This window comes from Candidatus Zixiibacteriota bacterium (genome assembly GCA_040752815.1).
Lineage (GTDB): Bacteria > Zixibacteria > MSB-5A5 > GN15 > FEB-12 > JAGGTI01.
Genome location: JBFMGC010000022.1, coordinates 18,085 through 45,040, shown reverse-complemented (window position 1 = coordinate 45,040; position 26,956 = coordinate 18,085). Strand labels below are relative to the sequence as shown.

Sequence of the window (26,956 nt, the reverse complement as noted above, 5' to 3'; positions counted from 1 at the left end):
ACCGCTCGTAATCGTCGGGGAACAACGTGTTCGCGTGAATCTCTTCGATAACACGCGAGTTGTTTACAACAATGTTAAACGGGAAGCTCTGAACTTTCAGAGCGTTTCCGAAAGCACGCTCCTCATCATATAAGATCGCACACCCCAAACCGTAATCCGCTCTGAGCTTTTGCAAGTGTAGCGGATTCGCTGACGTAATCAGTAAGACATGTTCGTAATCATCCGGACCGCGGGCTGATTCTCTCAACCTCTCAAGCTCAATCAGGCAAGCATCGCAGTCCGGCTTAACAAATGTAATCAGCGTTTTATCAATCACCAACTCCGACAGCCGATGCCACTGACCATCGATGTCCTCAAGGCTGAAGTCAGCGAGGGTATCGCCCACCTGGATCGTCCCCATTTTCCTCAGGATTGCGGCGGTCTGCTCCGATGCTTGCTTGCGATACTCATCGGCATTCCACATGTGCCGCAAGGCATCCATCCAGCTACCGAATTGTGCCCCAAGAGGATAGGCGACACAGGCAAGCAATACCCCCCATAAACACTACTTTTGTACTCTTGATTCTCACCATCGCGACCTCCCGTGCTTTCAGTTCTGCCCACCCACAGCAAGCTGTGGGCCACCAGTCACCAGTGGCGGGTATGAAGCAAACCCACCCTACGGTCTTCCAGTTCAGCCCACCCACAGCAGAGCTGCGGGATACCGGATCTTACAAATACCATAGTCTACGGTACCGTGCGATGCAAGAGAAAACTCGCGCTTGCGATGTCTGCGAGCCAGTACGTAATGGCCGGGCAGACCGGGGGCTGCCGCGCACGTCTCTCGGGAGGTCTGCCGCGCACGTCTCTCGGAGGTCTGCCGCGCACGAATAACAGGAGGTCTGCTCCGCACAACTGCGAGAGACCTTTGGCGCACGTGAACCCGGAGTTCTGCAGCGCCTGTTGGGCAGGTCAGAATATGATACCCTCACTATTGCATTTGGCGTATATTGACGGGTCATGAGCTATCTGGTATTCGCGAGGAAGTACCGTCCGGCCACGTTCGATCAAGTCGTGGCCCAGGAACACGTTACGCGCACGCTCAGAAACGCGCTTCGCAACGGACGGGTGGCGTCCGGGTACTTGTTCTGCGGGCCGCGCGGCACCGGCAAGACCACTGTGGCCCGCCTGCTGGCCAAGGCGGTGAATTGCATCAACGGCCCCACGGAAACGCCCTGTGGAGAATGCCCCGCCTGTATCGAAATCACCGCGGGATCATCGATGGACGTGCTCGAGATCGACGCCGCCTCCAACACTGGAGTCGATGACATCCGCACGCTGCGTGAAAACGTGCGGTATCTTCCGACACGCGGCAAGAAACGGATCTTCATTATCGACGAGGTCCAGCGACTATCCGGATCGGCGTTCGACGCGCTTCTAAAAACGCTTGAGGAGCCGCCGGAGCATGTCATTTTCGTGATGGCGACTACCGAGCCGCTCAAAGTGCCGGATACGATTCTCTCACGAACCCAACGATTCGACTTTCGCCGGGTCTCGGTTGACGATCTGGCCGCTCACCTCAAAGATGTCGCGGCGAAAGAGAAATTAGAGTTCGACGAACCGGCGCTCAAGTTGCTATCACGAAAAGCCGACGGTTCGGTGCGCGATTCCTTGTCTTTGCTCGATCAGGTGGCCGCGTTTTCCGGCGACCGGGTCACCGAGAAAGACGTGGTGAGCGCGCTGGGGCTGGTCGATCGCCGGTTTCTATTTGAGTTTGTCGAGACTGTTGCAGCCTCGGACCGGCGCAAGGCGCTGCATCTCATTAAGGCGGTATTCGACGCCGGTATCGACGTGTCGGATTTCACGGCGGAGCTGCTCGAGCATTTCCGACAATTGATCGTCATCAAGTCCGACCCGGACGCGGGACGACTCCTCGAACTGGATGCCGCAGAGACCACGGAGTACCGGCGCCAGGCGGATTTTTTCCAGCTCGGTGATATGCTCCGCCTGGTCAAAATCGCCGTTGACCTATACGACGATCTCAAGCGCGGGATCGATCAGCGTCTCCTGCTCGAGACCGCCGCGGTGAAGATGGCCGAGATGGAATCGACAGTCCGATTCGAGGAGATTCTCAAATACCTCCAGCAGAACGAGGGCGCGACCGACAGCGGGTCGTCCAACAACACTACTGAGCGCGATCTGTTCAGATCGAAACGTCATTCCTCGACGCAGTCGGCGACTGTTCTCGGCACGCCTCTGCCGCCGCAGACGCCGCCAGCGGGTACGCGCGTTGTCAACATGCCGACAATTCAATCGGGATGGGAGAGTTTTCTGGCGGTGCTGAGAAAGTCGAGCCCGATGCTGGCTTCGCAGGTGCGCATGGCGGAGCTTCGCGCGATCAAAGACAACCGCCTGCAAATGTTCTTTGCGGCGTCGGGCGAGGCCTCACGCCAACTGGTTACCAAACCGGAGAATTTGAAATTGATCGAGCAAACCCTGCGCGACTGTTTCAAGGCGAGCCTGTCGATAACGTTCGAGATTGACCAGCAGAAGGTCGAACCCGCCGAGAGCAGCCCCGAGAAACCCAAAGTCGATCCAAAGGAACTGGTCGAGCGCTCTCCGAGGCTAAAGGGTTTGGTCGATATGGTGAACGGCGAGATAATCGGCATCAAGAAAGCGGAAGACTGATCACGGGCACACATCCGGCGAATTGAGTAAGGAATAACCAAGGAGAAGTGATATGAGCAAGGGCGGCCTGGGCAATATGATGAAACAAGTGCAGCAGATGCAGGCCAAGATGGCTGAAATCCAGCAGCAACTGGAACAAACCGAGATTGAGGGCAGCGCCGGTGGCGGCATGGTGAGGGTCGTGGTCAGCGGCAAGAATGAGATCAGGTCGATTACGATCGATCCCGAAGTTGTCAATCCGGATGATGTCGAGATGCTGCAGGACCTGATTGTGGCCGCGCTCAATCTGGCGCGGGAAAAGTCGCAGGAAATTCAGCAGCAGCAGATGTCCAGTCTCACCGGAGGCCTGAGTCTGCCGGGGCTGAACCTTCCGTTTTGAGCGAGGCGCAAAAACGATGTTCGAATCCGCCGGATCAATTGAGCGTCTCGCCAACTGGTTGTCGCGCCTGCCCGGAATCGGGCGCAAGACCGCCGCGCGGCTGGCGTTTCACATTCTGAAGCTACCGTCGGAGGAGGCGCTCGAGCTGGCCGACCTGATTCGCGAGGTCAAAGAGAAAGTCAGCTTCTGCTCAGTATGCTATAACATCTCCGAGACCGATCCCTGCTCGACCTGTTCCGACCAAAGGCGTCGTCGTGATGTCATCTGCGTGGTTGAGGACGCGATGGATGCCGCCGCGCTGAACAAAGTCGATCTGTATCGCGGTCTGTATCATGTTCTCGGGGGACGGCTGTCGCCGCTGGATGGAATCGGGCCGGATGATTTGCGCATCAAAGAACTGTTACATCGGATCGACCGCGAAGTCAAAGAAATAATAATTGCCACGAATCCCAACGTGGAGGGGGAGGCGACGGCGCTATACCTTGCCAAATTAATCTCACCGCTGGGACCGAAAGTCACACGGATTGCACGAGGCTTACCGGTGGGCTCGGATTTGGAGTATGCCGATTCGGTGACGCTCTCGCGTGCGCTTGAGGGACGACAGGAGATGGAGGGGGAATAGCCAAGTAGGGCAGATCTGCTTCAGACCTACCGATTCACAAACCGCCTTGTAGGCAAATAAGTGTCTACTGCCCCCACGGATAGACTGTCCGCTCAACGCAATGCACGCCGGAAGCGGCGATTGTCAGGCCCAGCGTAAAGTCAAGCACCGCGACGGGAGGCTCCACGTACGGCTCGATTATCACGAGCCGGTATTCACCTGGCGCTAGGTTCAGGATACGGTACTCGAGATCATACAAGCAGAGACAGTGGCAGCCGCCGCCTGAGAGGTCTTCGATCTCGGTCACCGTAATCGTCGAACCCTCAAAACTGAATTGCGCCGAGATTTCGGTCGGACAGCAATTGAGACCGGCGTTCACGTGTGTCATCATCAGCGTCCCGTAGCCATCGTAAACATACTCGATGCAGCTTGAAGTCGCCATAGCACCGTTTTCCTGGGCCGCGCCGAAGTTAGTTTTGCAGTCAGAGCGCGAAAACAAGTAACCCGCGGTGCCGCCGCCCCAAGGATACTGGGTACGCGCCACACAAAAAACCCCGGTTGGCGCGAGCGCCAGGTCGACCGTGAAATCGAGGGGTTCGCCATCGTTCGGAATTGCTTCGTCTACAACAATCCGATAACTCCCCGTAGGGAGGTTTTCCACTCGGTATTCAATATCATAGAGGCAAGAGCAATCACACAGACCGAGGTCGTATTCGCTCACTCTTATCGTATCACCTGTGATGCTGACACCAAGTGTTGTCACCGGGCAGCAGTTCAATCCGGCATCGACATGAGTAAGAGCCAGAATGCCGGAGCCATCGTATGAGTATGAAACGCATGTTTGCATACTTGCAATCCGCCCGCCATCCAAACCCGCTGCTCCCTTACAACCACCATAGCCAACAGCGTATCCATGAGGGTCGCTCGACTGCTGCAAGCAGTCGGGCAAACCCAGTGACGAACCAGTGATGAACAGGTAGTCGATAAGAATTGTAATGTCGCCTATACTAACGTCGGTGCACTCAGGATTCAGGCCGCCAGACTGATTGATATCGGCTTCCGCCACACACTGATAGACCTGTTCGCAATACTGCCACCCGTAGATGAACGTCGAACCGATCATGGTGGTTACATCGCCAATTGTCGGCTCATCGCCACCACTACCATCTGCATTGCCGACCCTGCCGACACAGCAACTTCCTTGTGAATACACACTGGCTGATAGTGTGAGATGTACAAGTATCCCCACAGCAATCATGATTAAGCTGGTTCGAGCGATTCGATTTCGTGACATGTTTGAACTCGCTGATACAAGCCGTTCGGCTCCGGCGCATGGCGAAAAACCACCCACCTGACACACGCGTCACTCTAATAATGTACCGCCGTAGCGATGCGCTGTCAATACATTTGGCTGTAATCAAAGATGACCTGATTTGTCTGAGTTCACATCCGGCAGCGCGGCCTTGGTGGCCCACCCGCTCGCGCGGGGGATTAGCTGTCGCCGCGTGCGTACGACCCCACCCCACATCGCCTCAGGTCCAGTGTCAGAACAGCAAGGGTCGCGATATACAAGACGACATGACCGAAAACACCAACTACTGCCGATAACTCAGCCGCGTGAGGCCGTCCAGAGCTGCAACTTTGTAAGCCTCAGCGAGGGTGGGATAATTGAACACGGTTTCAATAAAGTAGTCGAGATTCCCCCCGAGTGACATCACCGCCTGCCCGATATGCACCAGTTCTGTGGCACGTTCGCCTATGATATGGACACCGAGAATACGTTTTGACTCGGGATCGAACAATATCTTCAACATCCCGTCGTGGTCATTTATTATCTGGCCGCGCGCCAGCTCATAGTAACGGGCCGTGCCGATGGCATAATTCTGGCCGGAAGCGGCCAGGGACTGCTCTGTCTCGCCTACGATCGAAACCGCCGGAATCGTGTAGATGCCAAAGGGCAGCAGGCTGTTCAGGCAACTGATATCGCCGCGCCCGAACGCATGTCTCGCGGCCAGGCGCCCCTGGTCCATCGACACTGACGCCAGCGACGGGAACCCGACTACGTCGCCGACCGCGTATATGTTGGGGACGCTGGTCTGATACCGTTCGTTCACCATGATCAGTCCGCGGTCATCGGTCGTTATACCGAGTCTATCCAAACCGAGTCCCTCGACATTGCCGCATCTTCCCGCCGCGTACAAAAGCCGATCGGAAACAATTCTCCGCCCCGAGCGGACAGTCGTAATTGTCTGGCCGTTCTCAACAACGATCTGATCGGCGGTCTCCTTGAGTACGAGTGTCACTCCGTACTTACGCATCAGGTACGACAGCGCCTCGGCGATTTCGTTGTCAAGAAACGGCAGGAGTCGATCGCGAGTGTCGACAATGGTCACGCGGATGCCAAGATGGGAGAATATCGATGCATATTCACAGCCGACCACGCCGCCGCCGATGATGGTCAGTGTACGCGGGATAATATCGAGATCGAGCACGGTCTCGGCATCGTAAACGTACTTGCCGTCAAAGTCTATATTGGCCGGGCGATACGAGCGGGTGCCGGTGGAGATGACAATCACACCGGCGTTGAGCGTCCGCGGCCGGCCATCGCCGGAGGTCACACTCACCGTATGGGGATCTTCGATCCGCCCGGTGCCGTGGATGACCTCGATACCGAGGCGGCTCATATTCTGGTGAATAACTTCCAGTTCCTCGCGGATGACCTGATCCTTGCGGTACATCAGTTCGCGCGGGGTCACGTTGAGCACCGTAGGCGGCACCAGGCCGTAAACTGAACGCTGCCGCAGCCCGGCGATATAAACCACCGTTTCGCGAAGTGTTTTGGACGGTATAGTACCGGTGTGCAGGCAGACTCCCCCCTGCACCGATTGGCGTTCCACAATTGCCACGCGTTTGTGAAAGCCGGCCGCCTCGACCGCTGCTTTCTCTCCGGCCGGACCGGAGCCGATTACTACTAAATCATAAGTGCTGTGTTCCATGCTAATAGTTCGCAGCCAAAACCGTTGTGCCAGCCCTCAACGCGCTTCAGAATCCCTTTGGGCTGCTATATCTGACAAGGGCGATTCGGCTCTTTCGAACGGCTGGCGCAGCTTCTCCAGTTGCAGTCTGATTTGATCAAGTTCGCTTTTGGCTCGTTCGAAGGCGGCAGTCAGAGCCCTCAGCGACCCTTCCATTCGGCTGTGATAACGCGCCAGCTGCTCACTCGCTTCGAAGAGTTGATCGAGCCCCGTTTGCAGCCGGCGACTCCCCTCGCCCATCTCCAGGGCCGACACGGCTATGTGCGAGTGCAGCGCGGCGACAGTCGCCAGGAACGCATACAAATGCCCCGGCGAACTGGGAATCACTCGCCGGGACAGGGCGTATTCAAGTCCGTCCTGGTGGTTTTGCGAAATCAATTGAAAGTATACGGCCTCGGCCGGAATGTACATGATCGCGAAATCGAGAGTTTGGTCGGCCGGGCGGATGTATTTCAGAGCGATGTCATCGATGTGCTTCCGCAGACTCTGAGCGAACTGCTTCTGCAGATTCTGGTCTTCAGGTTCTTTCAACACGCGCTCGAAAGCTTCGAGAGGGAACTTCGCATCGATCGGCAACAGTCGTCCCGAGAGTTTGACAACCGCGTCCACCCGGTAACCGTCCGGGAAACAATGCTGTGTTTCGTAACCGGCGGGAGGCAGAATCTGCGAGAGGATATTTTCAAGCAGCAGTTCTCCTACCGCGCCGCGCAGCTTGGGCGGACGCAGCAGGTCCGAGAGCGACTGAATGTTTTTTCCGACGTTTTCTATATTGCTCGCTTGCACCGCCAGTTTGCCAAGCTGGCTCTCCAGTTCTCCCAGAACGGCCATCCGGCGATCAAGACTAATCGTTCCCTCGGCCAGGCGCTCATTGATGATGCGATTGGCGGAATCGATCGAGTCCCGCATAGCCAGGAGTGAGTCCGCCTGCCGGGAGATAAGATCCGCCTTCAGCATGGCCACGGTGGACTCAAGGCGCTCGGCGGTGCGATCGCCCTGACCCGGTCTCAGGCGGACGGCTATCCATACGAGCACCAGAAGAACGGCAAGCCAGAGGACAAAAAGGACTGAGGAAGGTATTTCCACGCCAGCCTCTAAAGCGGGAGCAGACGGTACTGCCCCGATGCGGGAAGCTGTCCGTTCAGCAGCGACTTGCGGAAGCGCACTTTGATAATCTTCCGCTCCGCATCGAAGTAGTCATCGGAAGGCGTAATGCCCATGATGAACTTGGCCAGCAACTGGTTGGTGGCGTAATCGTAAAGCCCCGCCTCATTCCGATCATAGCGAACCCCGAAGCGGTATCCCTCGAAAGCCTGCTTTTCGGAGTACTGAGATTCAAACAACTGTGACCTCTGACCCTGGAGCCCGTCCGCCGGCGCGAAAACCAGGTTGCCCTGACAGAGTGTATCGTCAGGAGCCGCAACAAACTCAAAGCCGATCCAATCGCCGGCGTCGTAGACAGCGATACGGTCGCCGTTCATTATCGCTTCGCCCCTGGCGCCCTCGCCGGGGAGCGCCACCACCCGCTCCGCCTGGTACCGCGCCAGATAAGCCTCAAAGTCAGTCTTCAGGCCAGCCCAGTGGGGTTGGTCGACCGCGGCACAGATCCTGGACTGGACGTCCGCCGGAGTCAGACCGTTTACCTCGGGGAACCTGCCGGACAGACTTACATATAGATCGAGACAGCCGTACATACCCAGCTTCTCTATCAGGTAGCCGCAGAACAGTCCGGCCACCGGATAAACGATATCGGCTCCCGAATCGGTGTCGAATCCGGCCATGGTGAAGATCGAGTCGAACGTGACCAGGTCCTCGTTATAGAGAAAGATCGCCAGGTCCATCAGTGGGGCCGGGTGTTTTCCCCAGCGTCCGGCCAGATAGGTTGCGAGACCCTCGCGCATAATCGGCAATGTGTACAGCGGCACTTCCCGCAAGCGGATGTTGATAAGCAAGTGAGTCAATTCGTGGAAATGCGGGAAATCAGCCGTGATGATGTCGTTGGATGCCAGATCGAGCGTCCCCACCACCAGAAAGCCGGTGATCTGCTTTACAACGCTGTCGGTCGGACAGAAGTAATATTCGATCTTCGGGGCCGCGATCCTCCGGAGTGTCGAGTCAGCGATACCCAGCAGCGAGCACGTTTGTTCGACGAACCTGTCCGCCTCGGCGATCGCCGCCGGGTTCAGGTACTTCTCTGCATCGGGATGAGTTCGAATTCTGAAGTAGCGAGATTCGGTGACCGACCAGGTGGCCGCATAATGATCCTGCGGGTAGCCGATCCAGAACCAGTCGCCCCGTTTCTGTAGGAAGTAGTCGTGACGCAACAAGCTGCTGCCGTAGATATCGGCGTATTCGAGCCGATACCAGTCAGTGCTGTCGACCTGCTGACACGCACGTATCGGGGCGATAACTTTCCCGGAGAATTGATCGACATTGCGCATGATCGGCGAATTGCAGTCGACTTTCAGAGGAACAGAGTTGAACCTGATACTGAAGCGGCCGGAGCGCTCGAGAGCCTCGGGTGTCCACATGTCGCCGGCGATGTCATAGCTGCCGCGGGCTACCAGTTCGAAGTACTCGTTTATGACCCCAATGGCGGCGGGGCAGGAGTCTTCAGCACGGGCGCCGGAGAAACAGATCGGCATCGACAGCACCGTAACTATGGCGGCTTTACACAATCTACTCATTTCTGCAGACCCTATTATGATTTTGTGGCGCGTATAATAAATCTTTGTACCGACTTTGTCCACCGGCGATCAAAAAAAAGCCCCGCGAACGGGGCTTTTGCTTTGACGATTGCGCCGGCTCAGAAAGTAAACCCGACCGAGAAGCGTTGGGTTGATTCCAATCGGCCGAAGTCCTGCCAGGCGTAGTCGATAGTCATCCGTGTATTCTCGCCAAGCGGCGCCACTACTCCACCGCCCACCGCCAGGCCCTGCTCTTCGTACCGGAGCTTGTATCCGCCCCGGAGGAAGAACCGCTCCATGTAGCCCAACTCGGCCCCGAAAGCTCCCCGCTGACGTCCGTCGCTGGGGTCGTTCAGTTCGGCGGCCAGGGTCAGAACCGACCTCGGTCCGAAATCAAAGTCGTAAGCCATGCCGACTCGGAAAGTCAGCGGCAAGTTGTACGGCCGCGTGCTCAATTCAGCGTCGACCGGCGCGTCGGAATCGTTGCCGCTCTGACCGTCATAATCGACTTTCAGCGCCGCTCCGGAGAAGCGCAGATCCGGCCCCATGTTGGTAATAGCCATACCCACCCGCAGAGAGTTGAAGCCGGTGTAGAGCATGGTGCCGAAATCCACCCCGAATCCCCGCGAGTCCACCTCGCCGATTTCCTCCCCGACATACTTGGCCGACATACCGAATGCAAACCGGTGCGTCAGTTGTCGGGCGAACGACAGGCCGATGGCATAGGACGAAATGCGATAAGTGCTGCCGGTGCCGTCTTGATCCGCAACCGTGGTGATTTCCTGCTCACCGGCGGAGAGAACCGCCACCGAGGCGCCGAACACACCGACATCCTCGTACTGGCGCGCCGCCGCGAAATAGTTGAGGTCGATATCTACCAGCCAGTTTACGTTAGTAAACGCCAGCGACCAGTTTTCGACCTCGACCAGGCCGGCCGGGTTCCAATAAGCGGCATAGGCGTCATGGGCGGTCACGACACCGACATCGGCCATGCCGAGATATCTCGAACCCACGCCGATCTTGAGAAACTGCGCACCGACCGAACCGCCGTTGTTTCCGCCCGCCATGACGGGCACGGCGAGCGCGAGAACTATCAGAAGGCTAATTACGGTTTTCACGCCAGGCCTCCATTACTTGACCACGGCAAAACGGCCGAGCCGCTCACCGTACCTTGATTCGATATGATAGATGTACACGCCCGAAACCACCAGGCGCTGATCCACGCTCTGCAGGTTCCATTCCTCGGTGCCGCTGCCGTTGGTGTGCTCAAGCGTTTTGACAAGCTCGCCGCTGAGCGTGTAAATGCGAATGGTGCAGCGATCAGGAAGGTTTTGGAACTGCAGGTTGGATTCACCCGCACCGACCTCCCACAGGGAGGCGTAAGCATAATACGGATCGGGCACTACTTTGACGCGCGCCAATTGGCCCCTGGCATTGGAGCTGTTGACTGCATCCGACGAGAACTCGAAAACATCTTCGGGGCTGTTCATCGGAGCGCCCTGAATGGTATAGACGTCGCCTATACTCGGGTTGTAGAGCGTATAGCTAAAGCGAAACATCCAACTGAAGTCGTATGGCCAGGCCGTCGTAAACGGGTCGGTAACAGGGTCGTAGGGCGTATTGACTATGATCAGCGGATCCCACGGGTCGTAGGCGCCATCGAGTCCGATGTCATAGATGACCAGGGCTACCCGCTGATTCGCCGAAACGTTCCAGGCCTCGAACGGGATCGACCAGGCCATGCCCATGCCGACGTCGTCGTTGATGGCCGATGCGACCGTGCTGTCGACGCTAAACCGGAGTTCGTAGGTGGCGCGATGGGGTTCGCTGCCGAAATTCTCGCCCAGGAAGAACTCGGTGGTTGTGCCAAAGAAGTTGTTTGACGTAACAACCAGGTTGGTGTCAGCCCCGCCCAAAGCGGTCTGGCCCATCGAGCGCGGCACCGGGTCGGCGTTGCGCACGACCACTCGCAGCCCCTCCGCCACCTCGTACATGCCGGGATCTGCATTCTCAAGCGTCTGAGATACCAGCACCGTATCACCGGTCGTGACGTTTATGAGATGCCAGTAGGTTCTCTCAGGCGTGTCCTCGAATACTACCTGATAATCATCGCCGCTGGTCTGGCTGCGGTCGAACACCACCGGCACCACACTGCCTTCGGACGGCTCCTCGGTGCCGCTGTAGACATGCCGGACTGTACCGGCAGCCTCGTAATAACCGGCCGGATCGGTGCGCGGACTGACCGACACGATGTTTGGCGACGAGCCGGGCACGCCAAATCCGGTCTGCAGCACGTCGACACCGGTTGCGCTGGCGCCGGTATCATAGGCCACCAGGCAGTACCAGTATTCGACGCCGTTGATGAGACCGGTATCTATGATACTGCGCTGAATTGGATCGTCAGGATTATTCACCTGGTACTTGGCAATCGGCTTGTAGTCCAGGTCGAGGCAGTCGTTGCCGGTGTTGTAGATTGGATCGCCCCACGTACGGCCGCGATCATCGCTGCGGTACAGCTTGTAGCCGGCGAAATCGTTCTCACCGGAAAGCGGGTCGATCGTATGCTGGGCAGTGTCGTTCCAGCGCAGGTATACCTTCTCGTCACCCGCCTGCACGGTCAGAGCAGGCGTGTTCGGCGGTTCCGGACCAACAAAATAATTGTCATAGAGTTCCTGGGCGAGCTGCGCGTTATCGCGGAGCTCGGCCTCATCCTGACCCGCTACCAGCGCGTACACGACCCGAACAGTAGCTCCCGCAGCCAAAGTGATGCCGCGAGTGCACTGCACGTAATACTGGTCGGTTGGCGGCAAGGATCCGTCGTACTGCGTGCTGTTGATGAGGGCGTAGCGCCCCGGGTCGTCGTCAGGCAGAAGCGCCCAGTCGCCGGTGCGGAACGCAGTCATGCCGCCGCCGCCGGGCGTTTCGAGGTATTTGGTGCCCATAAAGCCGGCTTCCACGTTGCGTCCCCAACCGGGATCATACCCGTCTTCATCGTATATCCAGGCGAGGTTTTCGGTGGAATCGGAGCCGACCAGGTCGCCCAACCGGCCGTTCTCGCCGGTACCGTCGAAACCGCCGACGTCCATATCGCAGTACAGGCCGAAGGCGAAGTTGTTGTAGTCCTCTGTGGAGGTGTTGGTGATTTCGAGAATCACGAACATGAAGTCTTCATTATAGCAGTAGTTCCACTGGAGCACAGTGTGGGTCATTTCCAGGCCCAAAAGTGATGTGCCCAGGGCGTGGTCGCCGAAGCGATAGTGCGATTCCTGTACCGACAACGGTCCGCCGCTGAAAAAGCTGGACGTGGTCGGGTTGTAGTTCAGCGGATAAACCCAGGCCGCCGAGTCGCCGCTCCATACCCGCCAGCCCCGAGCCGGGTTGCCGCCGCCCGCGCCGACAGTATCGGCGGGGTCGAAGTCGAAGTAGCGGGTGCTGTCGGTCGAAAGCAGTATCCGGTTTTGGGCCTGTCCGGTTATTAATGAAGGAATCGCCTGAAAGTCTTCGTATGTGTCGGCCACTAGCGTGTCACCGTCGACGGTCACCGTGCCCATCCAGTAGTTGATTTCGGCGAGGTAGTCATGGCCGGAATTGCGGGGCCACTCCCCGGACGGGTACCCATAATAATGATGGCTTCCGATCAGGCCGTAGTTGTCGACAGTCGTGACAATATTCCCCTGATCGTGAACAATCATGTCGATAGTCACCGGCGCGGGTGTTCTCGCGGGGTCATCGCCGTCGCCGCCGGGCGCCCCCGAGGGAGGCGGGTTGCCATGCTTCGGCGCGGCCGCCCGGACCTCAGCAACGACTCCAAGGGTAAACCCCAGCCCGACGGCCAGGGTGGTTAACAGTATCATTGCTTTCTTCATGCCCTTGTCTCCGGCTTAGAAGGTGAGCTCCAGCCCCGTGCGGATAGTCCGCGGCGGAGAGAAGTTCTGAGGATCGTGATCAAACAGTTCATCGTATTTGTTCAATTCGTCTTCGTCGAGCGAAAGCCCCGCGCCCTGGATATTGGCGTCATCATCGGGCAGCCCGGTGCGGGAGTAGACGTCAAGCACGTTCTTGCGATTGAAAAGGTTGTCGACCTCGACGAAGAACGTGAGGATCCGCCCGGCCCGGCCCATGAAGAAGTCCTTGTTGAAGCGCATGTCGACGGAGTATGTCGCCGGCAGGCGGTTCTCGTTTCGTTCACCCAGGCGGTTGCCGTCGGCATCGGTGCGCGAGTAAGGCAGCCCGGATCCAAAGTAACCAACCATTGAAATACCCCATGCCCCCGGAATCCCCAGGCCCAGCCAGTTGCCTTTCCAGCCCGCGGGTACCCGGTAGTCTAAGACCGCCGTGACCGTATGACGCTGATCAAAATCAAGGGCGTATTGAGACAGCGGAGGCAGCGTATCGGTATTCGAGGTCAGATATGTGTAGTACGGTTCGTTGGCATCGGAGCTGTTCCCCTTGGCGATCATGAAGCCGTAGGAGATCGAACCGCTGAGATGCCCGGATACCGGCAACTTCTCCAGGGAGACGTCGAACCCGGTTACTGTGCCGTAGTCCTCGTTGACATACCTTGTCACCGGATAGGTGGAGAGCTGACCGACCTCGCGCGTGGTTACCAGGTCTTCGATATCCTTGTAATAAGCAGTGACGTCGAGCCGAAGCTGGTTACCGATCATGTGATCAGCTCCGATCTCATAGGCGACAGTTTCCTCGGGCTCCAGGTTGGGATTGCCCAGGATCGGCAGTCCGCTAGTGCGGTCACCCTGCAGATTCGTGTACAGGAAGCGATACTGCGGCGCCTGGTAGTAGACGCCATAGTTGAAGTGCAGGGCGGTGCGGTCAGAGACCGGGAACGACACGCCCAATCTCGGAGCGAGCCGCGACTTGGACTCGGCCTGCTCGTATCGCGCGATCGTGTCCTCCGGCGTCGCGTTGTAGGAGATGTCGGCGTCGCGGTAATCATAGCGCAGGCCGATATTCACCACGAAATCGCGCTGTTCCAGCTTATCTTCGATATAGACCGATGCTAACTTGGGGCGACTCGAGTACTTTTCACCGTACGGCTGATCATTATAGAACTGCTTTTTATCCCATTCCACGTGATAGCGGCGGTACTCAAACCCGGTCTTGATCTGGTTACGCTTGTCCACCTGGGCGACATAGCTGCCCGACAGAGAATGGTATCGGGTCTGCCGGTAGGCGTAGGTCGGCTCGAAATCGTCGCCGACCGTGAAGCCGGTGACCTGCATCGGGTCGGTCCAGTCTATATCGCTGCCGTAGTTGTCATCATCGATCGTGCCGTTGTACACTCCGTTGGCGTCCTCGGAGTATCCCGGCCAGTCTTTCCAGTAAACCCCTTTCAAATGGGCCGGCCCGCTCTGGCGCTCGGTGTAAAACTGGTTGTAGGTTAGCGAGGCGATCGACCAGTCATTGACGGCGTAGTTGCTCACCATGCCCACCAGGTAGGCATCCTGCTCCCATACCGGCAGGCCGTCGAGGTTGAAATCGTACGACCGGTTGTTGACATCACGATGGGTATAAGTGGCTCCATCGGACTGTTCCACCGACACATTGGTTTTGACTTTCAGGCGCGGAAGCGGCTGCATCGTGAACTTGCTGATTCCGACATATGAGTTCAGCCAGTTGTGTGGGAGATAGCCGTTGTCGCGCAGGTATTCGCCCGAGGCGAAGAAATTGTAACGCTTTTGGTCCAACCCCGGGACCGGACCTGAGAAGTTTCCGGCAATCGAATGAGAGGAGACGGTCTTCAGCCTGCCCCACTCGGCGGAATAGATGTCGTACGGATGGGTGGCGCCTTTGAAGAAACGCAGGTTGCCTTTATAATCAGGGCCGCCTTCCTTGGTGACAGCGCTGACCACACCCGAAAGGGCTTCACCGTACTCGGCCGAGAATCCTCCCGAGGTAAGCGACAGTTCGCCTAGCGCCGTGGGCACGATTCTTATCCCCGACGTTGCAAAGAACGGATCCTGAACGGAGAAGCCGTCATAATAGTACGACAGTTGCCCCGAGCGCCCCCCACGAATGTGCAACTGGTAGTCCTGGTCGCTGACTACGCCCGGGTATTTCGTCAGAATCGCCTGCACCGTGGTGATGTTCGGCAGGTTCTTCAGCCTTTCCTCGGTGAAGATCATGCGCGATGCCGTCAGGTCCTTTTGAATGAGCGGCGCGGTGGCGTATACCACCACCTCATTGGCCAGTTCGGCTGTAGCCTGCTTCACCTCGAAATCGACCGGCGTTGTCAGGTCTACCAAGACGCGCACCTCCTTCTTGGCGACCCGCTCGTAACCCACATGGGTAACCGCCAGGTCGTACTCCCCTATGGGAATGTTGATGATGAAGTACTCGCCGTCCTCGTCCGTTTTGGTCGCCAGATTGCTGGAAACCACGGATACCGTTGCCCCTTCTACCGGTTTACCTGTCTGGGCATCAATAACAACCCCGGAGATTTTCCCTGTCACGGTCGCGTGTACCTGACCGGATGCCACCATGAGTACAAACAGCAGCGGCGCAACAAGCGTTAGTGTCAGCCGTCTCTGCAAAACCATAATGCCACCGTTTAGTATTAGTGTTGGAGCCTGGCCGGCTCGGCACCTGCGAACGCCGAAACGACCCGCTTGCGATTTCTCACGATTATAGTATCGACTCCGGACCGAATTCCTTGACTGAAGCGGAAGCTATAAGTTTCCGATTCTTGAACCCTCCCATCGGGGCTATCCGTCAAGTTTCACGCCTATTGCCCGATAACAAATAGGAACAGCGGTCGACTCAGAGCAGAACTGAGCCGGGCCAATTGCCGACGTGTGCCCGAAAACCGCGATGTGTCGGGGGGAAAAGAGGTTAGACAAACCGAGGACTGCCCGATTCTGTGAACTTCGCCGCTCGCAACATACTCCTCATCGCCCTGGCAACGCTGTGCCTGTCAAGCGGTGCTGTTGTGGCTGCGTCCCCGACCGTGGTGATCCTGTCGACCGACACGCTCACCGCCACCAACCGGACCATCAGCGGCGCCCGTTCCGTTATTAAGGAAAAGAGCGACTCAGCGGTCGTTCATACGGTACAGCTCAGCGCGGACCCGGCGGCCATATCGGGTGAGCTGCAGTCGATCCGTTCGCTGAAACCGGACCTGCTGGTGACCGTGGGCAGCGGCGCGACCCAGATCGCCAAGGATAATTTTCCCACCCTGCCCATTGTCTTTTCCTCCGTGAAGTACCCGGTCATCTCCGGCTTCGTGCAATCCGTTGGTCGTCCCGGCGGCCATGTAACTGGCGCGTCGCTCGATATTCCAGTCGAAATTCAATTTCGGTATTTCCGGCAGATCATACCGAATCTCAAACGAGTCGGCGTGCTGTACACATCGAATACCGCCAAGTTGATCGCCCCTGCACGGGTGATAGCATCGGCCATGGGGCTGGAACTTATCTCTCTGGAAATAACCACCCCCAGAGATCTCCCCCGCGCTCTCGACTCACTGGCAGCCTGCGCGCAGGGACTCTGGTCGGTGGCCGACCAGAACCTGTTCGATCCGCAGTCAACAAAGTTCATTCTGTTGAATTCACTTCGCAAGGGACTCCCCTTCATGGGTTTTTCCCGGTACGTGGTCGAGTCCGGGGCGCTTTTCGCACTCGATTTCGACTACAAGGCCATTGGACGCCAGGCCGGTCAATTGGCGATCGAGATTCTGAACGGAGCCAAACCCGGTGACATCCCGGTCACTACTCCGGATATCATCTGGTTTCACTATAACGAAAAAACCGCCAAGCATGTCCAGGTTGATATTCCGGCCGAGCTGGTGGCTGTCGCCAAGGAGGTCTACCGATGACCCGGCGATGGCTGGCCTCCAATGCCAACCTCAGGCTGCGTTTCGTACTGCCGATCTCCGTAATCGTGGTGGTTTGTATAGCCATCATCAGCGGCTACCTTATCAACCGCCAAGCGGACGGTTTTAGGCGGGAGCTTCGTGCCACCGGCGAGACTATTATCAAGATCCTCGCGGTAAATGCCGAGAGCGGCGTGCTGTTCGAGTCCATCTATGAACTGGACGCCCTGCTGGAAGGCACCCAGCGGTTCGCGTCAGTTGATTACTGCCTGATTCGCAACCTTGACGGTATCGTTCTTTCCCATTTAGGCCAGAACCATCTCGCCCGTGAGCAACTGACCGCGCTACGCGAGGACGCCCAACATCAGATGACGCTCGTTTCGGACTACTATGAGGATGAGCACGGCCACAAGCTGCTGGTACTGATCGCTCCGATTACCCATGAGAAGCAGGTGGTCCACCGCGAGTCCCTCGGCCTGACCGGAAGTCTCGATCAGACCATGACCGCGTCAACAGTCGCGGAGACTATCGGCTGGATCGAACTGGGCATGTCCATGGACAGCATGGATAAGGCCACCACCGAAGCGGCTCGCGCCGTCATCCTCCTGGCTGCGTTGGTATTGCTGCTAACGATCATCGTGGTGACCGTGATCGTCAGCAAGGTGGTCAAGCCGATCACGCTGCTGGCCGAGGCGACCGACCAGATCAGCCGCGGTGATTTCAGTACGATCGTCACGGTCGATCGCAGCGACGAAATCGGCCGGCTTGCCGAGACTTTCAACCGGATGACCAGCTTCCTCAAGCAGTCGCGCGAGGAGATTGAGCAGTACAACCGGACTCTGGAAGAGAAGATTATCGAGCGCACCCAGCAGCTCGAGGAAGCCCAGGCCCAGCTCATTCAGTCGGAGAAAATGAGCGCTATCGGCCAACTGGCGGCGGGAGTAGCTCACGAACTGAATAACCCACTGGGCGGAATCCTCGGCTATGCCCAGTTCACGCTCGAAAAGCTGCGCAAGAATACACCCGAGAGGACCACGCCCAAGGAGATCGAGAGCTACGTTCGGTACGTGGGCGATATCGAACTCCAGGCCAGGCGCTGCAAGACGATCGTGCAAAACCTGCTCAGGTTCTCACGGTCCTCGCGGACCGTCGAGTTCGAGGAAGTAAACATCAACCAAACCCTCGAACAGACGTTGTCGTTTGTCGAGCATCAGCTCCGCATTAGCCAGATGGAACTAAAAGTGGAAATGGCATCTGATATCCCGGTCATCCAGGGCAACGCCGGCCAGTTGCAGCAGGTGTTTACCAATCTGATAATCAATGCCATGCACGCGTCAAAGCCGGGGTCGACCATCACGGTCAGCACCCGTTATTGCCCGGCTCTTGGCCAGTTCGGGGGGACAGTCGAGGTCGCCATAATCGACCACGGCCACGGCATCGACAGGGAGAACCTCAAGAAGATTTTCGAGCCGTTCTTCACGACCAAAGAGGTCGGCAAGGGAACCGGCCTGGGTCTGTCGGTCAGCTATGGAATCGTCAAGGAGCACGGCGGCGAGATAACCGTCGAATCCGAGACGGGCCGTGGAACCACGTTCACCGTTATCATACCTGTACAGAAACCGGAGCCGTCAGCCGATATAGCGGAAAAAGCAGAGAGCGAACAGAAAGCTTAGTACGCGCTGACGGCACATGGGAGCGACTGCAAATCATTCCATTCTCATCGTAGATGACGAGGAGATCATCCGTGATTTCCTGTCGGAAGTACTTGAGGAATACGACGTTGCGGTGGCCTGCGACGGCGATCAAGCCATAGCCCGGCTCAAGGAACGCCAATTCGATCTGGTCATCACCGATCTGCGTATGCCGAAGGTGCCGGGTCAGGAGGTCGTCAAGGCAGCCCGGGAGCTTCACCCCAACACCAAAGTGATTGTAATCTCCGGCTATTCCAGTCTCCACACGGTGAGCCAGTCGGTCAGCCACGGGGCCTGCGCCTTTCTGGCCAAACCGTTCAGTATCAAAGAGCTGATGCAAGCTGTCAGCGACGCGCTCGAGCCCAACGGAGGCAGCGATGGCTAAGATACTGGTCGTCGACGATTCCTCGGTCATTCGCGAACTGCTCACCGAATACCTGGGCGAGCTGGGCCACCAGGTTGACACCGCTTCCGACGGCCAGGATGGCCTCGCGAAGGCGCGAAGCGGCGGCTATGATATCTGCATCTGTGATCTGCACTTGCCGGGCAAGAACGGATATCAGCTGCTGAAAGAGTTGGGGAAGGATCGCCACGGAATGGAGTTCGTCTTCACCGATTCGCTCCCCGATGAGCTGTATGATATGATACAAAGCTCGACTGAATTCACTTGCCTGCGCAAGCCGTTCGGACTCGAACAGCTTCGCGACGTAATCGAGAAGGGCCTGGAAAAGGCAAGAGTCAAATGAGCGACACGACGTCCTGGGTTTGCCGCATCCTGGCGGTAGACGACGAAGAAATCGTACAGTCGCTGGTGCGCGACGCCCTTGAGGAGGAGGGGTATCATGTGCTCACTGCCAACAGCGGCGCCGAGGCCCTGGCGATCCTGAGGACTCAACCGATCGATCTGCTGATCACCGATATCCGCATGCCTAAAATGAGCGGCACCGATCTCGTGGAGCAGGCGCGCGCGCTCAACCCGAGTATCGGCGTGATCTTCATGACCGGCTACGCCTCGCTGAGTTCGGCCAAAGACGCCATCAAGCGGGGAGCGCTCGACTACATCATGAAGCCTTTCGAGCTCTCCGATATTCGCCAGGCGGTTCGCAACAGCCTCGACAAGCTGCAGGCTGTCGCCGCGGCAGCTTCCCATGACCAGCTGAATTCGCTCTCCGATCTCAGCAACATGCTCTTTGCTGCCGGCGACCGCAAGTCGCTGGTGGCGTCGTCGTTGAAGTTCGCCATGATGCACCTGAAGTGCGAGCGCGGTTCCGTGCTCTACTTCGACACCGCCTCCGAGGCTTACGTCATGTTAACCGAGCAGGCCGGTAATTCCCACGAGGAGGTGATCGGCCGAGATCCGCTCCACGCGATGGTCTCTGACGGCATGTTGATCGAGTTTCATGAGCCTACATTGGTCTCCAACCTCGAGGATCATCCCATCTACCGCAAGCGGCCCGACCCTGACCTGCGTCGCTTTCTGCTCCCCCCATGGACAGGGGAGCAAGAACAGCTGATCGCAGTTCCGGTAGTCAGGGCGGCCTCCTTCTACGGCATTATGCTGCTGACGCCCAGCGAAGACACCGTCCGAATCAAGCAGACCGATCTCAAATTCATGTCCATTACAGCCAGTCAATTGGCCATCTCCTTGGAAAACCTGAATCTCCTTGAGGAAGCGCAGCAGGCCTACAGCCGCCTGAAGGAGCTGCAGGACCAGGCTATCGAGCTGGAAAAAATGGCCACCCGGGGAATTATGTCGGCCGAGATTGGTCACGAATTGAACAATTTCCTGGGCGTGGTGGTCGGCAATGTCGAAATGCTGTCGCATCACCTGGGCAAGGGCAACTACGACAAGCTCGGGAAATACCTCGACACCGTTTCTTCGACCCTGGGCAAGGTCCAGTCTTTTGCGGAAAACCTGATGGATCTGAGATCGATTTCCTCGGAGGAGGAGCTGATTAGATTCGATCAGCTGTTAGTCGAGGTCGTGGAGTACCTTCGCCCTCAGAAGCGTTTCCGTGACGTGGAGCTGATCGTGCCCCAGGATCTCGAACCGGTGTCGCTGCAGGCCGATTCGACCCAGATTCAGCAGCTCCTGTACAACCTCTTTCGCAATGCCGCCGATGCCACGCTCGACTGCCCGGTGCGAGAGATTCGGGTGGGAGTCGAAACCAATCAGGAACTCGGTCGATTTCGCCTTACAATCGAGGACACTGGCGTGGGATTCGATTCCGACGCACTCACCAAGGCATTCCGTCAGCAATTCACCACGAAAGAAGCGGGGCACGGAATCGGCCTGATGGTCTGCCGTCGAATAATCGACAATCATCACGGCGAACTCGATATCGAATCATCGCCCGGCAACGGGACGCGAATCGCGATCAGCTTTCCCATGGCAGTCGAAGCCGTCGAGCCGGTGCCGGTGCACTGAGCCCGGCACTCATCACCACCCTTGATCCGGAGAATTCAGAACTTCCTGCTCCCGCGCTGTGTCAGCGGCTGCCCCTTGGCGCAGAGCGGACACTTTTCCGGCTCCCAGCTCTGCGCGCTGACCGCGGCCAGCGGGAAGAAGGGATAGTCGAACTTTACCGTGCCGCCGGAACGATCAAGAAGTTCGCCTATCCCGACTATCTCCGCTCCGTAGCCTTTCACCAGTGCGATCACTTCAAAAATCGACCGGCCGGTCGTGAGAACGTCATCGACAATCACCACGCTCTGCCCGGGATTAAGAGAAAACCCGCGTTTGAAAACGCGTCCCGCGCCGTTCTCGCCTGACTCAGCATAGAGCGCTTCTATTCCGAGATAGCGGGCGACATCGTAGGCGATGATGATACCACCGGTGGTGGGACCGACTACAACCTCCGGACCCACCGGCGCGAGTTTCTCGGCCATGCTGCGACAAAGCTGCGTGGCCACCGCCGGATTTTTCAGCAGCGTGAACTTCTCGTAATAGACGTCGGAATGGCGCCCCGAAGTCAGCTTGAAATGGCCTGTCAATAGCGCGCCTGAGTCGCGAAACAGCTTGAGTATCTCGTCCTGGTTCATCGTTTCTCCGTGATCACCGCCAGAGCGACGGCATGACTTTGTTCGTGACTGATCGAGATTTCTATCTGAAGGAAAGCGAGTTGGGTTGACAGTGACGGCGGAAGATGAACTGTCGGGCGGCCGCTGTCATCCCCGAGGACTTCGAGGCTGGACATCGCCGGCCGATTCGCGAGGTACTTGCCCAGCGCCTTGATAAGCGCCTCTTTGGCAGCAAAACGACCGGCCAGGAACGCGGCGCGATCATGCCGCCGGGCAATTACTTCGCGTTCCTGCGACCCGAGAATTCGCGAAATGAGCCGGGGGCCGTATTGGTCCAGAAGCCGTTGGAATCGGGTTACATCGGCGATGTCGATACCTATGGAATCAGCCATCTTACGCGGGTTTCGTTGCCAAATCGAGCGGAACATACCCTACGTGTGAACATTGGGCAACGGCCAAAAAAGAGTTGTTTGCGTTTTGTCAATCTGCGTATATTAACTGCAGACGAGAAGAAAATATGGAGAGAGCTGCCATTTGAAAACTTCTAACAATCCACTTATGAAGGTCGTCTCTTCAGCGCCGCGTGAACGCCGTGACCCGGCCGGATTGCCGGTAGCGAAAACAGAATGCGCGAGGTGGCTGTAAAAACCCTTTACCGTAAGGTATGTGGAGGTTTTTCAAATTCGTCGCTCTCTCCCCCAGATTTGAAACCACCCTTCGGGGTGGTTTTTTTGTGCCTTTGCCCAACCCAGCCTGCGCGGAACCCAACCTCGCCCACTCCTGTTTGAGATGCAACACCAAACTGGAGCAATAACATGAGCAAGAAAATCGGAATTCTTGGATCGGGAATGGTCGGGCAGTCTCTGGCCAACGGGTTTGTTAGACATGGCCATGACGTCATGATTGGCACTGGCAGCCGGAATAAGTACGACGATTTGAAAAAAGCGACGAACGGAAAGGCAGCGGTTGGCACGTTTGCCGAAACCGCCCGGTTCGGAGAGACAGTGGTCCTCGCGGTCAAGGGAGCCGCGGCCGAAGCGACGGTCAAGTCAGTTGGCATCGAAAACCTGCGGGGTAAAACAGTGATCGATGCTACCAATCCTATTGACTCGGTTACCCCGGTCAACGGTGTCCTTCAGTACTTCACACCGATGAACGACTCCCTGATGGAGCGGCTGCAGAAGGCGGCCCCGGAGGCGCGTTTCGTGAAGGCGTTCAGTTGTGTAGGCAGTCCGCTGATGGTCAATCCCGACTTCGGCGGCCTCAAACCGACCATGTTCATCTGCGGCAACGACACCGGCGCAAAGCAGGAAGTGACTAACATACTTGGTACTTTCGGCTGGGAAATCGAAGACATGGGCAGGGTAGAGGCAGCGCGTGCGATTGAACCGCTGGCGATCCTCTGGTGCATACCTGGACTCAGCCACAACCGCTGGACACACGCATTCAAGCTACTGAAGAAGTGAAGTCTGTCGATCACGGCGCGTAGACCGACGGCGCCCAGGTCCGTCACGCCCGACGACGATCGGGGGTTCATGGGCTGTCGCGATCGCAGTCTGGTAGCCCACAGCTCGCTGTGGGTTGTTCGCATCTGAACAGAACTCAAACGTCAAAACCACGTCTCACGCTAACGCGTTCGACTCAGGGGTTTTGACCTACATTGTTTGCCACGCGTTCTGTTGGCGCACGAGGACGTACGCCAGCTACAAACCTGATTCGATTGTCTCAACGAAGATCCCGCCCATTGGGTGGGGCACCGGTGAGCCACCTAAGCCAATCACTCCCCACCCGGCATCGTCGCTACGGTGCCCCAGGGCTTGCCCTGGGAGGGGATTCGGATCGATGCCGCGTTGCTCGCCCCCACCCGCAAGCGGGTGGGCCACCGAACTACCGCAGCATCGCGCGGAGTTGCTTTTCGTAATCAATAGAATAATCGGGGCGGGTAAGACAGAAGATGTAGATTTCTAATCCCGTAGAAACCAGATAGAGCGCGTCGTGCTCGATCTCGATCACACCGCTTTCGCGAGTCAGGCCGATCCCCGGCACCTCGGCAAACACAGTCAGGACATCATGCAGGTTCTTGAAAACATCCTTGAAGGCCTTTTGGAATTCTTTCGACACTGCGGCGTTTTCGAAATTCCCCCCGTTGTCGAGGCGATAGACGCGATGTATCCCCGGAAGGCGCTCCAGACGCTCCAGCATGGTAGCCACGGGCTCTGGTTCCGGGTACGGTTTCGGCTCCGACGCAACCAGGCTCGGCTTGTAGCTGGGACGGATCGGTTTCTCCTGTAATTCCACAGGGATGGGAATACGCTGACTGCCGCGCTGAATGATATCGATCACCTCGGCATGCTGTTTCCGCATGGCGACCTCGATTCGGTCTTTCTCCGCGAGGCTGGTGATCGGCTGGTCAAGATTCATCTCGATTTTCTGGATCACCTGTCCGGTGCGCAGCACGGTTGTGGTAATGCGCGGGACAGGACGATAGGCGTACTCGGTCTGGATTTGGAGTTCGGTCGCGCCGAGCTTCACCAGCGAGGTTCGTCCGGTCGGTATGAGGTCTGTCCTGGCCATAGTATACCCAGGGACCGGCGGAATGGTCCCTATCGGCCCATTATCGGCAGATTAGCAGTTGGAATAACCGCAGGAGCGGCAGAAGTAGCATCCGGAATCGAAGCTCATGGGCGAGGCGCAGGAAGGGCAGATTTCCAGCGGCTGGCCCCGGGATTTGCCGTCGGCTGTTGCAGGCTCACTCCGCCCGGCAGCCATCGATGATCTAAAGTTTCGATCAAGAACCTGGGCGATGGCATCCGGGATCGATGACACCTTCCCGCCCTCAGTAAACACCGGGCTGGAGCCGCCGATTCCGCGAAGCTGGCGAATGACCTGATCGACCCCGATTCCTGAGCGCAATGTTAGCGATATGAGCCGGCAGATAGCCTCGGTATCGGCCATCGTCGTGTAACCCGATTTGCCGATATGAGCGAACACTTCGAATGGATGGCCCTCGCGCAGGTTCACCGTTACATACAGGTTTCCGTAGCCGGTGCGAATCTTCTCGGTGATTCCCTGAAGCACCCGCGGGCGTTTGGCAACAATTCGCGCGCGGGCTGGCTCTCCATCGGCAACAGCGCGTTCCGAAGTCTCGGTAACCTGCGAAAGCACCTGGTCGGGGCGGGAACGATCCCGGTAGACCGTCACCCCTTTGCAGCCCAACTCATAGGCCAGTTCAAACGCCGATCTGACCTGCTCCGGCCCGGCGCTTTCCGGAAGGTTGATCGTCTTGGACACCGATGAGTCACAGTGCTTCTGGAACGCGGCCTGCATTCTGATATGATTCTCCGGGGAGATATCGGCGGCTGTAAGAAAGACCGCGCGCACCGACGCGGGCACTTCGTCAAGGTCGGCGATACTTCTCTGGGAAGCCACTTTCGCCATCAGGTCGTCGGAATAAAATCCGCCGTCGCGTGCGGCCTTTTCGAACTGCGGGTTGAACTCTGTCAGGCGGGTGCCGTCCATAACATTGCGCTCGTACGCAAGCGAGTAATACGGCTCAATCCCCGATGAGCACCCCGCAATAATCGAGATCGTGCCGGTGGGCGCAATCGTGGTGACGGTCGCATTACGCATCGCGACCTGGTCCCGCGCATAGATGGAACCGTCCCAGCTGGGGAACCGGCCGCGAGCTTTGGCGAGTTCGGAAGAGTGCTTTCTCGCCTCGGACTGGACGAATTCCATTAACCGCTCACCCAGGGCGAGCGCCTCGGGGGAATCGTACGGCAGCCGCAGTTTGATGAGCATGTCGGCCCAGCCCATGACGCCGAGCCCGATACGACGGTTCTTGCGGGTCTGAAATTCAATCTGCGGAATCGGGTACTGGTTCTGGTCGATGACATTATCGAGAAAATGCACTCCCTTGCGGATAACATCGCCCAGCCGCTCCCAATCGACACCGTCGCCAGGCGAGCCGGTCGTGTAATTATCTGGCAGCGGGTCTAAGACAAACCGGCTCAAGTTGATCGAGCCGAGATTGCAGGAGTCGTAGGCCGGCAAGGGCTGTTCGCCGCACGGATTGGTGGCCTCGATCTGTTCGGTCGGGTAAGTCGGATTGAGACGGTTCATCCGGTCGATAAAAATCACGCCCGGTTCGCCGGTTTTCCAAGCGTGCTGCACGATCTGGTCGAATACCTCGCGGGCATCGAGAAGCTGCTCATGGCCATCTTTCAAATACGTTTTGCCGGAACGGGGATCAATCAGAGCGTATTTCTCGCCCTTCCCTACCGCGTCCATGAAGGTATCCGTGACTGCCACCGAGATGTTGAAATTGGTAATCTCGCCGGTATCGTCCTTGCAGGATATAAACTCGAGAATATCCGGATGGTCGACGCGGAGTATCCCCATATTGGCGCCGCGTCGGGTTCCACCCTGTTTGACCGCGTCCGTGGAGGCATCATAGACCTTCATGAACGAAACCGGTCCGGACGCCACCCCCGATGTCGATGCTACCACCGAGTTGCGGGGTCTGAGACGCGAAAACGAAAAGCCGGTGCCGCCGCCCGACTTGTGAATGAGCGCGGCGTGCTTGTTGGTCTCGAAAATCCCCTCCATCGAATCCTCGACTGGAAGCACGAAACAGGCCGAAAGCTGGCCCAGTTCGCGCCCGGCGTTCATCAGGGTAGGCGAGTTGGGGAGGAATTCAAGTGAGGTCATGATATCGAAAAAGCCGGCGGCGGTTTCATCTATCTGGTCGGAGTCAGCGCCGTAGTTGCGGTCGGCCTCGGCGATGAACCGAGCCACGCGGACAAACATCTCCCGTTCAGTCTCGATCACTCGCCCGTGCTGATCCTTGCGCAGGTAGCGACGCTGGAGTACGGCGCGAGCGTTGTCGGTAAGCGGTATGTCTTTTTTGGTCCACATGGTCACAGTCTCTAACAATGTCGAAACCGCAGGGGTTTCGACCTACAGCAATTCGTCACCCTGAGCCTGTCGAAGGGTGACTCCAGTGCGTGGCGGACGTCCACGTCCGCCACGATTCCCTAGTACTCAAGTA

21 protein-coding genes are annotated in these 26,956 nt (G+C 57.6%); 9 read left to right on the top strand and 12 right to left on the bottom strand.

The genetic code is table 11. The annotated features are described in order from the left end of the window. On the bottom strand, nucleotides 1-481 hold a 481-nt coding region (locus AB1772_07365), incomplete at its 3' end, for a redoxin domain-containing protein (GenBank protein MEW5796165.1). A gap of 518 nt (nucleotides 482-999) precedes the next feature. Here AB1772_07365 and dnaX point away from each other — a divergent pair. The 3 genes from dnaX to recR are packed head-to-tail and all read left to right on the top strand — an operon-like array spanning nucleotide 1,000 to nucleotide 3,668. Beyond that, complete coding sequence (gene dnaX, locus AB1772_07360) at nucleotides 1,000-2,667, top strand: DNA polymerase III subunit gamma/tau (protein ID MEW5796164.1); 1,668 nt, start codon at nucleotides 1,000-1,002, stop codon at nucleotides 2,665-2,667. Nucleotides 2,668-2,719: 52 nt separating this feature from the next. Next, nucleotides 2,720-3,046: a YbaB/EbfC family nucleoid-associated protein gene (locus tag AB1772_07355; GenBank protein MEW5796163.1), complete on the top strand. Its 327-nt coding sequence runs from the start codon at nucleotides 2,720-2,722 to the stop codon at nucleotides 3,044-3,046. A gap of 16 nt (nucleotides 3,047-3,062) precedes the next feature. Beyond that, nucleotides 3,063-3,668 (top strand): recombination mediator RecR, encoded by a 606-nt coding sequence (gene recR / locus AB1772_07350; GenBank protein ID MEW5796162.1) that lies wholly within the window; start codon nucleotides 3,063-3,065, stop codon nucleotides 3,666-3,668. 64 nt (nucleotides 3,669-3,732) lie between these two features. Here the strand turns inward: recR and AB1772_07345 are convergent, their stop codons facing one another. The 7 genes from AB1772_07345 to AB1772_07315 all read right to left on the bottom strand — a co-directional run bounded on the left by AB1772_07345 (nucleotide 3,733) and on the right by AB1772_07315 (nucleotide 15,923). Next, a complete protein-coding gene (locus AB1772_07345) occupies nucleotides 3,733-4,941 on the bottom strand; it encodes a hypothetical protein (GenBank protein MEW5796161.1) in 1,209 nt (402 codons plus the stop codon). Nucleotides 4,942-5,242: 301 nt separating this feature from the next. Then, complete coding sequence (gene sthA / locus AB1772_07340; GenBank protein ID MEW5796160.1) at nucleotides 5,243-6,643, bottom strand: Si-specific NAD(P)(+) transhydrogenase; 1,401 nt, start codon at nucleotides 6,641-6,643, stop codon at nucleotides 5,243-5,245. A gap of 36 nt (nucleotides 6,644-6,679) precedes the next feature. Next, nucleotides 6,680-7,765 (bottom strand): DNA recombination protein RmuC, encoded by a 1,086-nt coding sequence (locus tag AB1772_07335; protein MEW5796159.1) that lies wholly within the window; start codon nucleotides 7,763-7,765, stop codon nucleotides 6,680-6,682. A gap of 8 nt (nucleotides 7,766-7,773) precedes the next feature. Further along, entirely contained in the window at nucleotides 7,774-9,366 is a 1,593-nt protein-coding gene (locus AB1772_07330) for a hypothetical protein (protein ID MEW5796158.1), read from the bottom strand. A gap of 119 nt (nucleotides 9,367-9,485) precedes the next feature. Then, the gene (locus AB1772_07325; protein MEW5796157.1) at nucleotides 9,486-10,484 is read right to left on the bottom strand and encodes a PorV/PorQ family protein; all 999 of its coding nucleotides are present in this window, start codon (nucleotides 10,482-10,484) and stop codon (nucleotides 9,486-9,488) included. Nucleotides 10,485-10,496: 12 nt separating this feature from the next. Next, a complete protein-coding gene (locus AB1772_07320; protein ID MEW5796156.1) occupies nucleotides 10,497-13,232 on the bottom strand; it encodes a hypothetical protein in 2,736 nt (911 codons plus the stop codon). A gap of 15 nt (nucleotides 13,233-13,247) precedes the next feature. Then, entirely contained in the window at nucleotides 13,248-15,923 is a 2,676-nt protein-coding gene (locus AB1772_07315) for a TonB-dependent receptor (protein MEW5796155.1), read from the bottom strand. A gap of 320 nt (nucleotides 15,924-16,243) precedes the next feature. Here AB1772_07315 and AB1772_07310 point away from each other — a divergent pair, with 320 nt between their 5' ends. The 5 genes from AB1772_07310 to AB1772_07290 are packed head-to-tail and all read left to right on the top strand — an operon-like array spanning nucleotide 16,244 to nucleotide 21,313. Next, complete coding sequence (locus tag AB1772_07310) at nucleotides 16,244-17,197, top strand: ABC transporter substrate-binding protein (GenBank protein ID MEW5796154.1); 954 nt, start codon at nucleotides 16,244-16,246, stop codon at nucleotides 17,195-17,197. After that, nucleotides 17,194-18,867, top strand: a complete 1,674-nt coding sequence (locus AB1772_07305) for an ATP-binding protein (GenBank protein MEW5796153.1) — start codon at nucleotides 17,194-17,196, stop codon at nucleotides 18,865-18,867. The genes AB1772_07310 and AB1772_07305 overlap by 4 nt, the downstream gene beginning before the upstream one ends. A gap of 16 nt (nucleotides 18,868-18,883) precedes the next feature. Next, the gene (locus tag AB1772_07300; protein MEW5796152.1) at nucleotides 18,884-19,270 is read left to right on the top strand and encodes a response regulator; all 387 of its coding nucleotides are present in this window, start codon (nucleotides 18,884-18,886) and stop codon (nucleotides 19,268-19,270) included. Next, nucleotides 19,263-19,631, top strand: a complete 369-nt coding sequence (locus AB1772_07295) for a response regulator (protein MEW5796151.1) — start codon at nucleotides 19,263-19,265, stop codon at nucleotides 19,629-19,631. Before AB1772_07300 ends, AB1772_07295 begins: the two co-directional genes overlap by 8 nt. Beyond that, on the top strand, nucleotides 19,628-21,313 hold the full coding sequence (locus AB1772_07290; protein ID MEW5796150.1) for a response regulator: 1,686 nt from the start codon (nucleotides 19,628-19,630) through the stop codon (nucleotides 21,311-21,313). The genes AB1772_07295 and AB1772_07290 overlap by 4 nt, the downstream gene beginning before the upstream one ends. Nucleotides 21,314-21,348: 35 nt before the next feature. On the opposite strand, the gene pyrE is transcribed toward AB1772_07290, so the two are convergent. Together pyrE and acpS are read right to left on the bottom strand one after the other, a co-directional pair. Continuing rightward, nucleotides 21,349-21,927, bottom strand: a complete 579-nt coding sequence (gene pyrE / locus AB1772_07285; protein ID MEW5796149.1) for an orotate phosphoribosyltransferase — start codon at nucleotides 21,925-21,927, stop codon at nucleotides 21,349-21,351. After that, nucleotides 21,924-22,298: a holo-ACP synthase gene (gene acpS, locus AB1772_07280; protein MEW5796148.1), complete on the bottom strand. Its 375-nt coding sequence runs from the start codon at nucleotides 22,296-22,298 to the stop codon at nucleotides 21,924-21,926. The genes pyrE and acpS overlap by 4 nt, the downstream gene beginning before the upstream one ends. A 423-nt stretch (nucleotides 22,299-22,721) precedes the next feature. Here acpS and AB1772_07275 point away from each other — a divergent pair, with 423 nt between their 5' ends. Continuing rightward, nucleotides 22,722-23,372 carry an NAD(P)-binding domain-containing protein gene (locus tag AB1772_07275; GenBank protein ID MEW5796147.1) on the top strand — a complete coding sequence of 217 codons (651 nt, stop codon included), beginning with the start codon at nucleotides 22,722-22,724 and terminating at the stop codon, nucleotides 23,370-23,372. Nucleotides 23,373-23,793: 421 nt separating this feature from the next. On the opposite strand, the gene AB1772_07270 is transcribed toward AB1772_07275, so the two are convergent. Further along, entirely contained in the window at nucleotides 23,794-24,480 is a 687-nt protein-coding gene (locus AB1772_07270) for a hypothetical protein (protein ID MEW5796146.1), read from the bottom strand. A 51-nt stretch (nucleotides 24,481-24,531) separates the two neighbouring features. Continuing rightward, complete coding sequence (locus tag AB1772_07265) at nucleotides 24,532-26,823, bottom strand: vitamin B12-dependent ribonucleotide reductase (protein MEW5796145.1); 2,292 nt, start codon at nucleotides 26,821-26,823, stop codon at nucleotides 24,532-24,534. Nucleotides 26,824-26,956 lie beyond the last annotated feature (133 nt).

Bases quoted from the DNA above. Each gene is read 5' to 3' on its own strand.
- AB1772_07345 (MEW5796161.1), bottom strand. From the start codon at position 4,941: ATGTCACGAAATCGAATCGCTCGAACCAGCTTAATCATGATTGCTGTG.
- AB1772_07290 (MEW5796150.1), top strand. From the start codon at position 19,628: ATGAGCGACACGACGTCCTGGGTTTGCCGCATCCTGGCGGTAGACGAC.
- recR (MEW5796162.1), top strand. From the start codon at position 3,063: ATGTTCGAATCCGCCGGATCAATTGAGCGTCTCGCCAACTGGTTGTCG.
- AB1772_07320 (MEW5796156.1), bottom strand. From the start codon at position 13,232: ATGAAGAAAGCAATGATACTGTTAACCACCCTGGCCGTCGGGCTGGGG.
- AB1772_07300 (MEW5796152.1), top strand. From the start codon at position 18,884: ATGGGAGCGACTGCAAATCATTCCATTCTCATCGTAGATGACGAGGAG.
- AB1772_07265 (MEW5796145.1), bottom strand. From the start codon at position 26,823: ATGTGGACCAAAAAAGACATACCGCTTACCGACAACGCTCGCGCCGTA.
- AB1772_07275 (MEW5796147.1), top strand. From the start codon at position 22,722: ATGAGCAAGAAAATCGGAATTCTTGGATCGGGAATGGTCGGGCAGTCT.
- AB1772_07270 (MEW5796146.1), bottom strand. From the start codon at position 24,480: ATGGCCAGGACAGACCTCATACCGACCGGACGAACCTCGCTGGTGAAG.
- pyrE (MEW5796149.1), bottom strand. From the start codon at position 21,927: ATGAACCAGGACGAGATACTCAAGCTGTTTCGCGACTCAGGCGCGCTA.
- AB1772_07355 (MEW5796163.1), top strand. From the start codon at position 2,720: ATGAGCAAGGGCGGCCTGGGCAATATGATGAAACAAGTGCAGCAGATG.
- AB1772_07330 (MEW5796158.1), bottom strand. From the start codon at position 9,366: ATGAGTAGATTGTGTAAAGCCGCCATAGTTACGGTGCTGTCGATGCCG.
- sthA (MEW5796160.1), bottom strand. From the start codon at position 6,643: ATGGAACACAGCACTTATGATTTAGTAGTAATCGGCTCCGGTCCGGCC.
- AB1772_07305 (MEW5796153.1), top strand. From the start codon at position 17,194: ATGACCCGGCGATGGCTGGCCTCCAATGCCAACCTCAGGCTGCGTTTC.
- acpS (MEW5796148.1), bottom strand. From the start codon at position 22,298: ATGGCTGATTCCATAGGTATCGACATCGCCGATGTAACCCGATTCCAA.
- dnaX (MEW5796164.1), top strand. From the start codon at position 1,000: ATGAGCTATCTGGTATTCGCGAGGAAGTACCGTCCGGCCACGTTCGAT.
- AB1772_07295 (MEW5796151.1), top strand. From the start codon at position 19,263: ATGGCTAAGATACTGGTCGTCGACGATTCCTCGGTCATTCGCGAACTG.
- AB1772_07315 (MEW5796155.1), bottom strand. From the start codon at position 15,923: ATGGTTTTGCAGAGACGGCTGACACTAACGCTTGTTGCGCCGCTGCTG.